The sequence below is a fragment of the Microcoleus sp. K5-D4 genome, from assembly GCF_036704575.1.
Classification (GTDB): domain Bacteria; phylum Cyanobacteriota; class Cyanobacteriia; order Cyanobacteriales; family Microcoleaceae; genus Microcoleus.
Genome location: NZ_JAUBSD010000028.1, coordinates 17,553 through 30,230, shown reverse-complemented (window position 1 = coordinate 30,230; position 12,678 = coordinate 17,553). Strand labels below are relative to the sequence as shown.

Sequence of the window (12,678 nt, the reverse complement as noted above, 5' to 3'; positions counted from 1 at the left end):
GATAAAAGACTTAGGCACTCAGGTGAGTCCGCGGCAGTAAACCCGGTTTCTGTCACGCTGATGCTCGATCCCAATTAGCTCTCTCGTTCGATCGTAGCGTTACTTGCCGCCAAATCAAGTTGATTCTGATACGTTAACCAAAAAAACCCTTTTATTTAAGAAATTGGGTTTTTGATCGCGTTACACTACTGCTGGTTCTAGCAGTTTGACGTTGGAGTAGTTGAACTCGGTTGTTGTCAGTTGACCTTTTTCTTTTGCTCGAACTACTTGCTTTGTCATGACATAATAGTCGCCTATCTTCTCAAAGGTATCTTCAAATTCGAGTTCTTTGATGATTTCGTCTGTTTGGGGGTTGCGGAAAACGGCATCGTAGTGAGTCGCCAAAGAACCTTCGGGTGTCTCTAAGCTTTTGTGTGTGTCAATTACGAAAGCCATGCGGCCCATCACCCGGCTGACTTGACAAATTGAGAGACCTCGGATTTTATAATTCGAGCCCATTGAGTCGCCTTGCACCAAGATGTCCACAGCGTCGGTGCTGTCCTTCTCGCCCAGGGTAAAGCTATTTTTGCCGTGAGATTTTTCAAATGTCGAGCGTTTGCGGTGGGTGACAATATCGCGCATTTGGGTGTAGACGCTTTGCTGCACTTCCTCATCTTCAATGCCGCTGACTTCCACGCTCAGGTCGGGTTTGATGGAAACATGACCCGTATATACTTCGTCGCCCTGTTTGAGTTCAATATCGGCACTGTAACCGGGAAAATTGGCATCCCAGGTATAGCGGTGTTCGTAAGCAGCGCGAAACAAATCGCGAGCGTTGGCTTGCTCTGTCATAAATCCCTCTTTCTCTTGACACCCATCTAGTTTAGCTTAACCGCGAGAAGCCCCACATTCGCTGGGTAGGGGAGTTACCCGCACTCCTGGCGAGCACTTGTTGGGGGTGCTGCTGGGCTGGCAATTAGGGCGCAACAAGAATTTACTTTCTTTATCGGTTGCTATGATTTGAAAATAAAGTCACAAAATGCCTGGTTATTGAGAGCGCGATGGGTCGATCGCCAGACACCAGTCTTAGTTATGGGTTATGTTGAAAAAACTTGTGTCCGCTTTTTAGGGGTTGCACCCGCAGGCAACTATTAGATTCCCCCCTTAATAAAATGCTAGAAACTGTCTACCAACACTTAGAAACATTGCAGGAACAAGCTAGGGAATTGCCACAGCCGCAACAGGCAATTTTTACAAAAATATTGGAAGATTTATCGAATTCTCTACAGGAAATGGCAGGCAGCCGCTTGTTTGAAAGCGCCACAAATAACGCCGCAAAGCTGGTTGAACTTGAAAAAAATAATCGCCTTTTGGAACGCACTGTAGCCCAGCAAGTAGGGCAAATCAGACAGCTACGGGAGCAGTTGGAAAAACAAATCAGCCAGCATCGCAGGGACACTCAAGCATTAACTAAAAGTGAAGCAAAACTGCAAGCTATGCTGCGTAATTCTCCCGATCTAATTAGCATTGTCGGCTCCGACGGGCGAGTTCGATACCACAGCGGAGCCCTACAGCGGGTTTTGGGTTACAACCCAGAAGAAAGAATTGGCAAATTTCACGGCGAGTTAATCCATCCAGACGATTTGCTGGCTTGGCAGACGTATTTTGGTAAGTTGTTAGAAGCTCCCGGAATTGGTGGGGTAATCGAATATCGGAAACGCCACGCTGACGGTTCTTGGGTCTACATGGAGTCAATAGGTAACAGTTTGCTTTACGATTCTAGCGTGCAGGGAATTATAATTAATTCGCGGGAAATAGGGGAACGAAAACAAGCCGAAATGGCAGTCCGAGAGTCGGAAATCCACTACAGAGTTATGTCGCAAATTACTTCGGATTTTGCCTATTCTTTTAAGGGACTGCCCGACGGCAAGTTCGCCTGCGAGTGGGCGACAGAAGCTTTTGATCGCTGCACCGGTTGCGTTCCTGAAGAATTAGAATCGTTTGGTTGGTGGAACTCCGAACTCGTTCATCCCGACGACAGGGAAATGTTAATTAAACAGTTAGAAGGCTGTAATTTCAGCCGCACTGGAGCCAATGAGTATCGCATTATTAATCAAAAAGGCGAGGTGCGCTGGTTGCAGGACTACTGGCAAGTGGTGTGGGACAAAACTGCTGAACGGGTTGTCCGTTTGTGGGGCGCTTGTCAGGAAATTACCGATCGCAAGCAAGTAGAATTGAAACTGCAACTCGTTAACCAAGTTTTGCAAGCGCAGATAGCATCGGCGCCGCTGGCGATTAACTGTACCAGCAATGACGGCAATACCGTTGTTTGGAACCGCGCCGCCGAACAACTTTTTGGCTGGACTGCGGCTGAGGTTTTAGGGAAACCTTTACCAAATATTCCTGAAGGCCAAAAGCAAGATTTTTACGCGCTGCTAAAGTCTGTGTCTAATGGCAAACCGCAAAACGGTTTGGAAATATCTTTGTTGAAAAAAGACGGTAGTTCGATCAATGTTTGGCTTTGGGCGGCGCGCGTGCGAGATGCGGGCGGCCAGACTGTCGGCAGTATCAACATATTTTCTGATCTTTCAGAACGCAAGCGCATAGAGGAAGAGCGCCAAAAGCTAGCAGCGATGAAAGATATGGAGGAGCCTTTTTGGGCGCGCTATGTCAGCCCTCCAAAAACTCCGAAAAAAAAGGGCGGTGGGTAATTCTATCAAGCACAAGTTAAAAGAATTAAAAGTGCGAAAGTGCAATTTTATGCTTACCATATCCTTTCGGGTCAAATAACCTATTTGATGGGAGTCGTTCGACCGGACATAATATGATAAATACACCGAGTTACTACGTGTAGTATTTGCTATGCTGTACTGTGTAAAACTATAATTCCCTAGAAAAAATTGATGAATTAGCTACCGAATTTATTGAGGGAATCTATCGATAAAGTTTCAGGTTTTTCAGGGTAAAATTTGTTGGCACGGTAAATATTAGACTTGTTGAATACGCCACTAAAAACTTTACTGATGCCCAGATTTTTCCTGACTCCTCAAAGTGGCTAACTCTGCGTGAGTTTGGCAAGCTTCACTTAACTCAATGTAATCTAAGATATTGGAAATTACCTGAGAAAGGTGGATAGCCGAACGGTGAGCTTCTTGGATAAAATCTCTCTCCTCTATGGGATCGTCAGCTTGATCGTCTATGGTTAGTTGTAGATAGCCAATGATGTGATTTAGGGGAGTGCGGAGCTCGTGGGACGCCTTCAACAAAAATTGCTTTTTGAGTTGGGATAGTCCTTGTACTCGCTTGGTGCGCTCTTGGTAGAGGGTGGCGAGGGCGATCGCACTTCCTACTTGCTCGGCGAGTTCTTGTGCGAATTCGATCTGGCATTGAGTCCAAGGTCGATCGGTCTTACCCTTCCCCGACGATCGACCTTTGCACTGATGCAAGCTAATTATGCCGTTAGGTTGCTCTTGGTAAGCGGTAGCCACAACTAGCAGCGACTGCGGCCCAAAAGGGTCATTGGCTGCAAAGGAGTCTACTACCACCGGTTCGAGGGTGGCTAGAGCTTGAAGGAAATGAGGTGCTGCTGTCAGCGAAATTTCCATTCCCAGCATGGGTAAAAATGGTTCTTGGCAGTATTCAGCAGCTACTTTGACTTGCAGGCTAGAACTTTCATAGGGACAAAGGATACAGCGGCTCACGCCTAGTGTTTCTCCCAGAGTGTTAACTGTTTGCTGCCAGATGGTATGGAGATCCAAGGTGCGACGAATATTTCTGCCAATTTGGAGTAAAAGTTTTTGCGATTGAGCTGATATTTGCTGATTCATAGCAACCCTTTTTCTACTAGACTGGCAAAAGTTTACCACTCCGGCAACAGAGCAGGAAGTTACTGAATTTGTCAGCCTGCCGCTGTCCGACTTATGGATTACGTAATTCTACTTAAATATTGCCACAGGCAGTCAAACATTACTAAGTATTTGCGGTGTCTTTACAAGATCTTTATGATTTTCACATAGAAGGGAGAGCGTTGTATTTTCTTAAAAATCCTTGACAGTAGGGGATTGGAAAGCTGAATCAGTGCTAAAAGTAGCCATTAAGTTATTGTAAAGTTGGCGGTTTGTGGGGGTTTACTCGGAGGTGTGAGCTGCCAGCCGACAGATTAAAGATTAGCTGTTATCCGTATCCCCCTGATTTGATTTATGCCAATTCTGGGTGGGGATCGGAAGTGGCGGGGGTGATGAATATGAGTCCAAAACTCCTAAGGAGGGAGCTCGGCGACGGATAAAAGTCAAAATTGATACCTGGGTGGGCGATCGAACTGTGTTTGTAGGATAATTACAAATTATTGATGGCTTTTATTCACGAAACGGAACTCACGGATACACGAATATAGCAATTTTTAAGTGAGTAAGGTACAGTTGGGTAATTGGTAATTGGTAAAAAAGCTGGCGAGTACCTCACAAAAATTGAGAATCGCTCTAGCAGTTTTTTTTCTGCTTCCTGATTCCCTCTTGCTTCTTAATTTGTGCTGATTCCTAATTCCTTCAACGTCCCGATGACCAATTACCGATGATTAATTTTTAAATAGTGGTTCTTGATAAAGCGGCACAGTAAAAGTAACCGTCGAGCCGAGTCCTTCCCCCATACTGTAAAAATTTACTGTACCCCCCATTGCTTCTACCAGTTTTTGAGAAATAGCCAATCCCAAACCGGTGCCGCCGTATTGTCTGGTACGAGCACCGTCTACCTGAAAAAACGACTCAAATAATTTATCTTGCTTGTCGAGAGAAACCCCAATGCCAGTATCAGCAACTCGAATTTTCACCATTCCGGGGAACTGCTGGTTGTGAACAGTCACCTTTTTCTTAATAACCTCGGCACTGATGCGAATTCCCCCTTCCCCGGTAAATTTAATCGCATTGCCCGTGAGGTTCAAGATTACCTGAAGCAGGCGTTGGTAGTTGCCGTACACAATAATCTCGTCCTCCACAGGGGGTTTTTGGATTTGAAATTGCAATCGCTTTTGCTCGACTTGAACCCGTGTAAAATTCTCAACTTGTTGCAACAGTTCACCGAGTTTGACGGGAGCGAGGTCTAACTCCATTTTGCCAGCTTCGATTTTAGCGACATCCAAAATATCGTTAATCACATTGAACAAATGTACTGCTGAGCGGTAAGCTTCTTCGATAAATTGGTGCGCTTCTTCGGGGTCATCTGCCATGCCGTCCATAAGCAGTTTTAGGAAGCCGAGGATGCCGTTGAGGGGGGTGCGGAGTTCGTGAGAAGTATTAGCAAGAAATTGACTTTTAAGTTGGGAAAGAGCTACGGCTTCGGCGCGGGCCTGTTCTAATTCTTGGTAAAGTGTAGCGTGGGCGATCGCACTGCCGACTTGAGCGACTAACTCGCGGGCGAATTCGAGTTCGACTGGACTCCATTTCGGGGAACTGCCGCAGCGGTGCAAACATATCAGTGCATTGGGTTGGTCTTCATAGGAGGTAGCTGCTACGAGCACGGAATGGCGGTGGAAGGGATCGGTGGCGGGGGAGGCGTAATCGACTGCTACTGGTTTTAAGGTGGCTAAAGTTTGAATCCACCCTGGCTGTTCGGCTGCGCGCAGTTCTACTCCCAGCATAGAAGAGTAAGCTTCTTGGCGGTACTCAGCTACTACTTTAAAAGTTTTCGATTGGAGATTTTCGATTTGAGTTGGGGAAAGCGGGGGCGAGGGGTAGCTAGCTATAGACTGTTGTAATTCGGCTGCTGCTGCGGTCGATTTTGGCTGATTTTCGGAGGCAAGGAAGGGGGAGGTTTCGAGATTTTCGCTGTCTTTTTTGTAGGAACAGATGATGCAGCGACTCGCGTTTAAAACTTGACCCAAGCTGTTAACAGTTTGCTGCCAAATGGTAGCTAAATCGAGGGTTTTGTGCAGGTTTTGAGCGATTTGGGAGATGATTTTACGGTCTATTTCCGAGTAGGGAGGGAGCGATCGACCGGGGATACGGCTCGCTGGAAGCGACATTTGTTGGCGGGCGTCCAAGGGGGATGGCAAAGCTCGATAGAGCATGAATTCTGGGGAGTCGGGCCGTCTGTCTGTGGGTTTGTCAGACAGCAGCCTTCCCATAACTAAGACTTTTGTAGCTTTGCCGTTTGAGTCGATCGCCGGAGTGAGTGTCAAATCGAAGAGAAAATATTGTCCGGCGTGGCCAAATGGATAGCTGAACCGTTGCGGTACGAGGGTTTCGAGCGCCCGCCGCAGGATATCGAGATAAGGCGCAGGGGGGATGGGTTGCAGGGTTTCGCTGAAGGGGCGATCGACAATTTGTTCTGCTGTAAGGTTGTATTGCTCGGCTTTTTGCCAGTAAAAAGATAGATATCGACCAGAGGCGTCTTGGGTAAATACTAATTCTGCCCCTAACTCTTGAAAAAAAACTGTAGAGGCGAGGCTCGATCGCCGGAAATCTGTGTTAGAGTCCATCAGAGTAGGGGATGATAGTAGTTCGGATTTTGGAGTATTGAGTTTTTTATAAAGAACTCAATACTCCCCCTTGTTTGGGGCTTCTACTGTTAATTTGTGAGTTATTAATCAATTAAAAAGTTGTTGGCTTTTTAATTAAAACATTAATCGCTCAAAACTCACAATTTGCAAGAATTTTCGGCTTCTACTATTGACTTTTGAGTGATTAATGAACTCATAAAATATTAATTATTTAACTGTGAACTAAACTCAAAACTCAAAACTATTCGTTCTCAGCCGTTTTGGGTAATTTAAAGATAAAAATTAAGATTGAGGAATTAGGAATCTGCACCGATTAACGATCGAGTTTGAAAATTACGCCAAAATCTGAGGCTGCCAACAACTCAAGCCCGGGACTGGCTCACGCATTTTTTCCCTCACCTGGAATAGTTCCGAGGTTGTGATTTAGCCGAGTTCACTCGCCCCCCACCTGTAGCTTTAGCGACGAAATCTGCAGGAGAGGATCTCGCCCGCGCGATCTAAATTTCACAGCCTGCAGATTTGCGCGCGCCGTCTGGGGCGAGAGCACCTCAGTCGTTCCACTCACCGCGGGGCGGGACTGGGGGGTTGCGGCGTAAACTCAGAGCCAGCTCGTCTTCGCGGCGCTCGCCTCTGAGCCACTGCTTGATTGCTGTTTCAATGACTTTGCTGGGGTCATTAGTCAAGTGCTTAATTTGGTCGAGGAGTTCAGAATCTATATGGATAGATAGTTCCACTTTTTCTGACGAACTGTGGGAGGGTATACTTGACTGGCTCATAGTTAAAAAATCCTAGTTTTAATTCTTAAGTTTCAATTCTTTTGATGACAACCGACTGGACTAGATATTTGCAGTCCCTGATTTGCACCCCACCTTTCCTCAACCGCTTAACAGCTTTCTGTACAATGAGACAGAGAAAAGTTTTTTCCTTTTGGGTGTCCGACCGAGCCCGGACACTTGAAGGGTAATAACTGATACTCTTGAGGTTTGTCTCAGTTGTGGTTTCATCTCAATCCCCAGTAAGAGGTTGAAGTAAGCACTCTACTCTTGCTTGTGTAATCATACAACAAAAAGTATCCTTTGCCGATTAGCTCTTCGATAAAAAACATGACTAACGTCCCTGTATCTCGCATTCGTAATTTTTCGATTATTGCTCACATCGACCACGGAAAATCGACCTTGGCAGATCGCCTGTTGCAGGCGACTGGGACTGTGCAGGCACGGGAGATGAAGGAGCAGTTTTTAGACAATATGGATCTCGAACGCGAACGCGGCATTACGATCAAGCTGCAAGCGGCTCGGATGAATTACACTGCCAAGGACGGTCAGGAGTACGTGCTCAATCTGATCGACACTCCCGGACACGTGGACTTTTCTTACGAGGTGTCGCGATCGCTCGCTGCTTGCGAAGGGGCGCTGCTGGTGGTTGACGCATCTCAAGGTGTGGAAGCACAAACCCTGGCAAATGTCTATCTTGCCTTGGGAAACAATTTGGAAATTATTCCTGTTTTAAATAAAATTGACCTGCCGGGGGCAGAACCGGAACGGGTAAAAGGGGAAATTGAAGAAATTATCGGTCTGGACTGTAGCGGGGCGATTGAGGCTTCGGCTAAGGAAGGAATTGGTATAGATGAGATTTTGGAGTCGATCGTCGAATTGGTGCCGCCGCCGCAGGATACTGTGGACAAACCGCTGCGGGCGCTAATTTTTGATAGTTATTACGACCCTTATCGCGGGGTAATTGTGTATTTCCGGGTGATGGACGGAAGTGTCAAAAAGGGCGATCGAGTTTTGTTGATGGTTTCGGGTAAGGAATATGTCATCGATGAATTAGGCATCCTTTCACCGACTCAAGTTCAAGTAGACGAACTGCACGCGGGGGAAGTTGGTTATCTGGGCGCGGCAATTAAAGCAGTAGCTGATGCTCGCGTTGGCGATACGATTACTTTGGTCAAAAAGCCTGCACCGGAGCCTTGGCCGGGTTATACAGAGGCAAAGCCGATGGTTTTTTGCGGCTTGTTCCCGATCGATGCTGACCAATTTCCCGATTTGCGGGAAGCTTTAGAAAAACTCGAACTCAACGATGCGGCGCTTTCTTACGAACCGGAAACTTCGAGTGCGATGGGATTTGGTTTCCGCTGCGGTTTCTTGGGTTTGCTGCACATGGAAATTGTGCAAGAAAGACTGGAGAGAGAATACAATTTAGATTTGATTGTTACGGCTCCTTCTGTGGTTTATCAAATCACAACAATTAAAGGAGAAGTATTAACAATTGACAATCCCAGCCACTTGCCCGATCCTCAGTATCGCGAGAAAATTGAGGAACCTTATGTGCGGGTAGAAATGCTGTCGCCGGAAACTTATGTGGGCGCGCTGATGGAACTGTCTCAAAGTCGGCGGGGCATTTTTATGGATATGAAGTATCTGAGTCAAGGCAGAACTACGCTGGTTTACGAGTTGCCTTTGGCGGAGGTGGTGACTGACTTTTTCGACCAGATGAAATCGCGATCGCGCGGTTATGCGAGCATGGAGTATCACCTTATCGGTTATCGCGAAAATCCGTTGGTGAAAATGGACATTTTAATTAATGGCGATCCGGTTGATGCTTTGGCGATGATCGTACACCGGGATAAGGCTTACAATGTGGGTCGCGGATTGACGGAAAAACTCAAGGAGTTGATTCCTCGCCACCAGTTTAAGGTGCCGATTCAAGCGACAATTGGTGCGAAGGTGATTGCTTCGGAGCACATTCCGGCTTTGCGGAAGGATGTGTTGGCGAAGTGTTACGGCGGCGATATTTCGCGGAAGAAGAAGTTGCTGCAAAAGCAGGCGAAGGGTAAGAAGCGGATGAAGTCTGTGGGTACTGTGGATGTGCCGCAGGAAGCTTTTATGGCTGTGCTGAAGCTCGATCGGGATTCGTAATCTGTGTGGCTTTTTGTCAGGAACAGGCTTTTGGGTCTGTTCCACAAAGAGTCTGTTTTTTGTAGTGGTTTGCAGTCATCTAGAACAGGCAAGATGCCTGTGAAGCGAAGAGTCAATTTGATTGTGGGATGGGCATCTTGCCCGTCCCTGTGGAAGCCCAGAATAAGGCTGCAGCGTGAGTGGCGATCGCCCGCTCGCATCACAGCTTACTACAAGTTAAACAAGAATGCTTTGTTGAAACTCGCGCTGAATTTCATCTACAACTTTGCGATCGCTCAAATCGCGATGCCACCAGTGGCTACAGCCATCTTGACAATATTTGCAGTACCTGCGCGCATCGGCAATTGCCAATAAACTCATTAACAGGAAAAAGGTTTTGATAGATTCTGAGGGCGGCAGTTTCAAAAGCTTTGCCATTTGTTCTTTTAATCGCCCTCTACTCAGCAACACACAAGGGGTGTAAGTTGGGCGAAGTTTTGATTTGGCAATAGCTAGGGAAACATCTTCTTCTCGCGCCCCTGCTTGGAGGGTCATGTATGATAGCCGCTGCAATATTTCCTGCTGGTATTCGGTTGGGAAGCTTAAAAACCAGTTTTTTGCATCTTCGTGGCTAATTAATTCTTGTTGAATTTGATTGATTCTAATTTCATCGGCTAGATTCATTTGCCTCTCCTAAGTCTGGCTCAAATATAACGTGAGGTTCTCCTGAGATGAGGGAGCCAGTAAAAATATCGATTCCCGTTTCTCGACCTGAACTATTAATTTCGCCGCCACTTGTACCGCGAGGGACGGAACTGCGAGCGGAATGCCGCTGGCGAGAGTTACCTAACATTATATAGTCCCAGTCAGAAGTTGGCCTACTTGTCCCGTTTGCTCGACTGCCAAGAACTATGATGGTTTGTTTTGTGCGATCGGCTGCATTCTGAATTCTCCTGGCATCTTCTGGAGATATGGCTGCTTCTTGCCATGTTTTTACACCTCTCATTTAATGAATATTAGCATTGCAGTAGGCGAGTTTTTTCGCACTTCTCGATTTAAAAATTAATCACGATAAATCAAGTTTTAGTTTCAGTCATCTGTTGATTTGAGCTTGCCGGGTGCTTTTGCTTGGTCGATCGCCTCTTGAATCAGAAGGTAGACAAAGTTGGAGATCGATCACTTTTCGAGATCGCACAACTTTTCGAGATCCTTTTTAGCCTGTGTTGGCAAAACCACTGAAATCCTCTCGCTGTCGCTCATGCCCTGCAATCTGTTGGAAGTTTCCCTTATTGTGCCACCTCGCCCGTCCAGCTTGCAATGGGCGATCGTCGGTCGCTATCCCAGCCGATCGCACTTTTGGAGCTTAAGGGCGATCGCACTGTGGCATAATAAAGTTTAGTTTTCAGAGCGAGAATTTATCAAATAGAATTAGGAACAATATGACAGCGCAGCCAGACTGCTCGATAATGCGCCGATAAAGTTCTAAGATTTCTGTTAAAGTTAGATAGCGCATTACGCGAGCTTTTGGTAAAGTTCAGCATTCTTTTTGAGGACGTATTCCATAGCATTTTGGAACGATGTTTCTGGTAGTGCCATCAAGTTTTCAGCGCCGGCAAGCAGTAATGCTTCTAGGGAAACGCCGAGGATATTGGCGGTTTCTTGGAGCTTTTGCAGGCGATCGTCTGGAATTGTGATGGTAATCGTTTGCATTATGTTTGTGGCTGTGACGATACTCTGAGTTTAGCACGTCAACTGTCTGAGTAGGAGTTAGGGTTTTTGAAAGGGCGATCGCACTTTTGGAGCAAAAGGCAGATCGCCTTTTTGCAAATAAACTATCAGAGATTACTCATCACCATCATCATCATCATCTTGAACTACCTTACTGCTTAAAAGTGCGAAAATCGCACCCACACCCATATTCCAAGTGCTATTGCAAGTCTCAAAAATGCGAACTTGTTGGGGAGATGGCCGATCTTCGGTACTAATCCAGAAAGACACGCCTCCAGAAAGTGATGTAAAAAAGATAACAGTGGCGAAGACGTACTGGAAAGGAGAGGGAGATTGAGGAGGAGTGTTTTTACGAGTCATTTTAGTAGATTTGGGTTTAGCAGGTGTCATATTTGGTTTAGCTTTCATAATTGCTACTTTCTTATTGGATATGTTTTAATCTTAAAGGGGAAAAGCTTGAAAGTCAGCCTGTGTATAGGTTTCACTTAGTATGAGTTTGATATGCGTTTAAGATGCGTTTGGTTTGCGATCGCTTGCTACAATACTTAAAAGGTTTGTAATTTGGCTATGCCACAACCAACGCTCAAAGCATCCCAGGCAGGAATCGAAAAAGCAAAAACAGCTCTCAAACGTAAAGGCTGGAGGCCCGAAGACTTAGCAGCTAATGTTAAGAGGGGAGGAACTATAGGCATCAGCCTTCAAACAGTTAACAAGTTTTTGGCTAACAAGAAGGGTGTCAATACCGACTATTTTATTGCAATTTGCACAGCTTTAGAATTGCATTGGCCAGACATTGAAAAGCTCGATGAAGAGCCAATAAATATTAACTATAATAATCCATTTATTCCCAAACATGGCAAGATAGACGAGCCGCGATTTTTCTTTGGCAGAGAAAGGGAAATTCGGCGGGTATTCGAGACGCTGAATAGTGGCAGTAGCGTAGCAATCATTGGCGAAAGAGCGATCGGCAAAAGTTCTGTGCTACAAGCCATTTACCGAGAAGCCCCAAATCAACTCCATCATCCGCGCCAACCCATTTACCTCGATTTAAAAAATGTTTGCGATGAAGATGACTTTTACGGTGCTTTATGCGACAAAGCGGGTATCGAGACAGCGAAGGGATATTTACTAGAACGGACTTTAGAATCGCACCGATTGCTGTTGCTTTTAGATGAAGTCGAGAAAATGACCTGGGATGGATTTACTAACCAAGTACGCGGCCAACTGCGGGGTTTGGCTGAGGGAAATAACGCACCTTTGCGTCTAGTTGTCGCCGCCTGCACCTCTCTCGATACCCTGTTTCCTGACAGTCAAGACAGAAATATGACATCTCCTTTTAAAGGGATTTGTATTGAGGAAAATCTGACGCAATGGGATGAAAGAATCAGCCGCGAATTTATTGTTAGTCGCCTCCAGGCTTCCTGGTTAACACCTATTGCTCAGCCCGTGAATTTTACAGAGAAAGAAATTACGGGGTTAATTGCGGAAAGTGGCGGCTATCCTCAGAAATTGATGCAGTTATGCTATCAAACTTATGCTGGTTATATCAACTAGGACTTACACATGGGGGCCCAGAAACCG

General features: G+C 46.0%; 12 protein-coding genes. 4 read left to right on the top strand and 8 right to left on the bottom strand.

The genetic code is table 11. The features are described 5' to 3' along the window. Positions 1-180 precede the first annotated feature (180 nt). Positions 181-831, bottom strand: a complete 651-nt coding sequence (locus QUA77_RS11520) for a DUF3386 domain-containing protein (RefSeq protein WP_333450219.1) — start codon at positions 829-831, stop codon at positions 181-183. Between the two features lie 320 nt (positions 832-1,151). Between QUA77_RS11520 and QUA77_RS11515 the strand changes: the two genes are divergently transcribed. Next, positions 1,152-2,690 (top strand): PAS domain S-box protein, encoded by a 1,539-nt coding sequence (locus QUA77_RS11515; RefSeq protein WP_333450218.1) that lies wholly within the window; start codon positions 1,152-1,154, stop codon positions 2,688-2,690. Between the two features lie 306 nt (positions 2,691-2,996). Here the strand turns inward: QUA77_RS11515 and QUA77_RS11510 are convergent, their stop codons facing one another. The 3 genes from QUA77_RS11510 to QUA77_RS11500 form a co-directional block, all read right to left on the bottom strand. Continuing rightward, positions 2,997-3,806, bottom strand: coding sequence for a GAF domain-containing protein (locus QUA77_RS11510; protein ID WP_333038695.1), 810 nt, complete (start codon positions 3,804-3,806; stop codon positions 2,997-2,999). A gap of 746 nt (positions 3,807-4,552) precedes the next feature. Beyond that, complete coding sequence (locus tag QUA77_RS11505; RefSeq protein WP_333038692.1) at positions 4,553-6,451, bottom strand: ATP-binding protein; 1,899 nt, start codon at positions 6,449-6,451, stop codon at positions 4,553-4,555. A 569-nt stretch (positions 6,452-7,020) separates the two neighbouring features. Then, the gene (locus QUA77_RS11500) at positions 7,021-7,248 is read right to left on the bottom strand and encodes a type II toxin-antitoxin system CcdA family antitoxin (RefSeq protein ID WP_015176471.1); all 228 of its coding nucleotides are present in this window, start codon (positions 7,246-7,248) and stop codon (positions 7,021-7,023) included. A gap of 327 nt (positions 7,249-7,575) precedes the next feature. Between QUA77_RS11500 and lepA the strand changes: the two genes are divergently transcribed. Beyond that, complete coding sequence (gene lepA / locus QUA77_RS11495) at positions 7,576-9,390, top strand: translation elongation factor 4 (protein WP_006632512.1); 1,815 nt, start codon at positions 7,576-7,578, stop codon at positions 9,388-9,390. A 216-nt stretch (positions 9,391-9,606) separates the two neighbouring features. On the opposite strand, the gene QUA77_RS11490 is transcribed toward lepA, so the two are convergent. Both QUA77_RS11490 and QUA77_RS11485 read right to left on the bottom strand, forming a co-directional pair. Then, on the bottom strand, positions 9,607-10,053 hold the full coding sequence (locus tag QUA77_RS11490) for a DUF5958 family protein (protein ID WP_333450217.1): 447 nt from the start codon (positions 10,051-10,053) through the stop codon (positions 9,607-9,609). Then, entirely contained in the window at positions 10,037-10,375 is a 339-nt protein-coding gene (locus QUA77_RS11485) for a hypothetical protein (RefSeq protein WP_333450216.1), read from the bottom strand. Before QUA77_RS11485 ends, QUA77_RS11490 begins: the two co-directional genes overlap by 17 nt. A 267-nt stretch (positions 10,376-10,642) precedes the next feature. On the opposite strand from QUA77_RS11485, the gene QUA77_RS11480 reads away from it, so the two are divergent. Beyond that, entirely contained in the window at positions 10,643-10,768 is a 126-nt protein-coding gene (locus QUA77_RS11480; protein ID WP_333450215.1) for a hypothetical protein, read from the top strand. A 113-nt stretch (positions 10,769-10,881) separates the two neighbouring features. Here QUA77_RS11480 and QUA77_RS11475 read toward each other — a convergent pair whose 3' ends face one another. Next, positions 10,882-11,079 carry a DNA-binding protein gene (locus tag QUA77_RS11475; protein WP_333450214.1) on the bottom strand — a complete coding sequence of 66 codons (198 nt, stop codon included), beginning with the start codon at positions 11,077-11,079 and terminating at the stop codon, positions 10,882-10,884. A gap of 132 nt (positions 11,080-11,211) precedes the next feature. Beyond that, entirely contained in the window at positions 11,212-11,505 is a 294-nt protein-coding gene (locus QUA77_RS11470; protein ID WP_333450213.1) for a hypothetical protein, read from the bottom strand. Between the two features lie 159 nt (positions 11,506-11,664). Between QUA77_RS11470 and QUA77_RS11465 the strand changes: the two genes are divergently transcribed. Beyond that, positions 11,665-12,651 carry an AAA family ATPase gene (locus tag QUA77_RS11465; protein ID WP_333450212.1) on the top strand — a complete coding sequence of 329 codons (987 nt, stop codon included), beginning with the start codon at positions 11,665-11,667 and terminating at the stop codon, positions 12,649-12,651. Positions 12,652-12,678: the final 27 nt, after the last annotated feature.

Coding starts and splice junctions, on each gene's coding strand:
- QUA77_RS11505 (WP_333038692.1), bottom strand. CDS start 6,451: ATGGACTCTAACACAGATTTCCGGCGATCGAGCCTCGCCTCTACAGTT.
- QUA77_RS11500 (WP_015176471.1), bottom strand. CDS start 7,248: ATGAGCCAGTCAAGTATACCCTCCCACAGTTCGTCAGAAAAAGTGGAA.
- QUA77_RS11485 (WP_333450216.1), bottom strand. CDS start 10,375: ATGAGAGGTGTAAAAACATGGCAAGAAGCAGCCATATCTCCAGAAGAT.
- lepA (WP_006632512.1), top strand. CDS start 7,576: ATGACTAACGTCCCTGTATCTCGCATTCGTAATTTTTCGATTATTGCT.
- QUA77_RS11515 (WP_333450218.1), top strand. CDS start 1,152: ATGCTAGAAACTGTCTACCAACACTTAGAAACATTGCAGGAACAAGCT.
- QUA77_RS11490 (WP_333450217.1), bottom strand. CDS start 10,053: ATGAATCTAGCCGATGAAATTAGAATCAATCAAATTCAACAAGAATTA.
- QUA77_RS11510 (WP_333038695.1), bottom strand. CDS start 3,806: ATGAATCAGCAAATATCAGCTCAATCGCAAAAACTTTTACTCCAAATT.
- QUA77_RS11475 (WP_333450214.1), bottom strand. CDS start 11,079: ATGCAAACGATTACCATCACAATTCCAGACGATCGCCTGCAAAAGCTC.
- QUA77_RS11465 (WP_333450212.1), top strand. CDS start 11,665: ATGCCACAACCAACGCTCAAAGCATCCCAGGCAGGAATCGAAAAAGCA.
- QUA77_RS11470 (WP_333450213.1), bottom strand. CDS start 11,505: ATGAAAGCTAAACCAAATATGACACCTGCTAAACCCAAATCTACTAAA.
- QUA77_RS11520 (WP_333450219.1), bottom strand. CDS start 831: ATGACAGAGCAAGCCAACGCTCGCGATTTGTTTCGCGCTGCTTACGAA.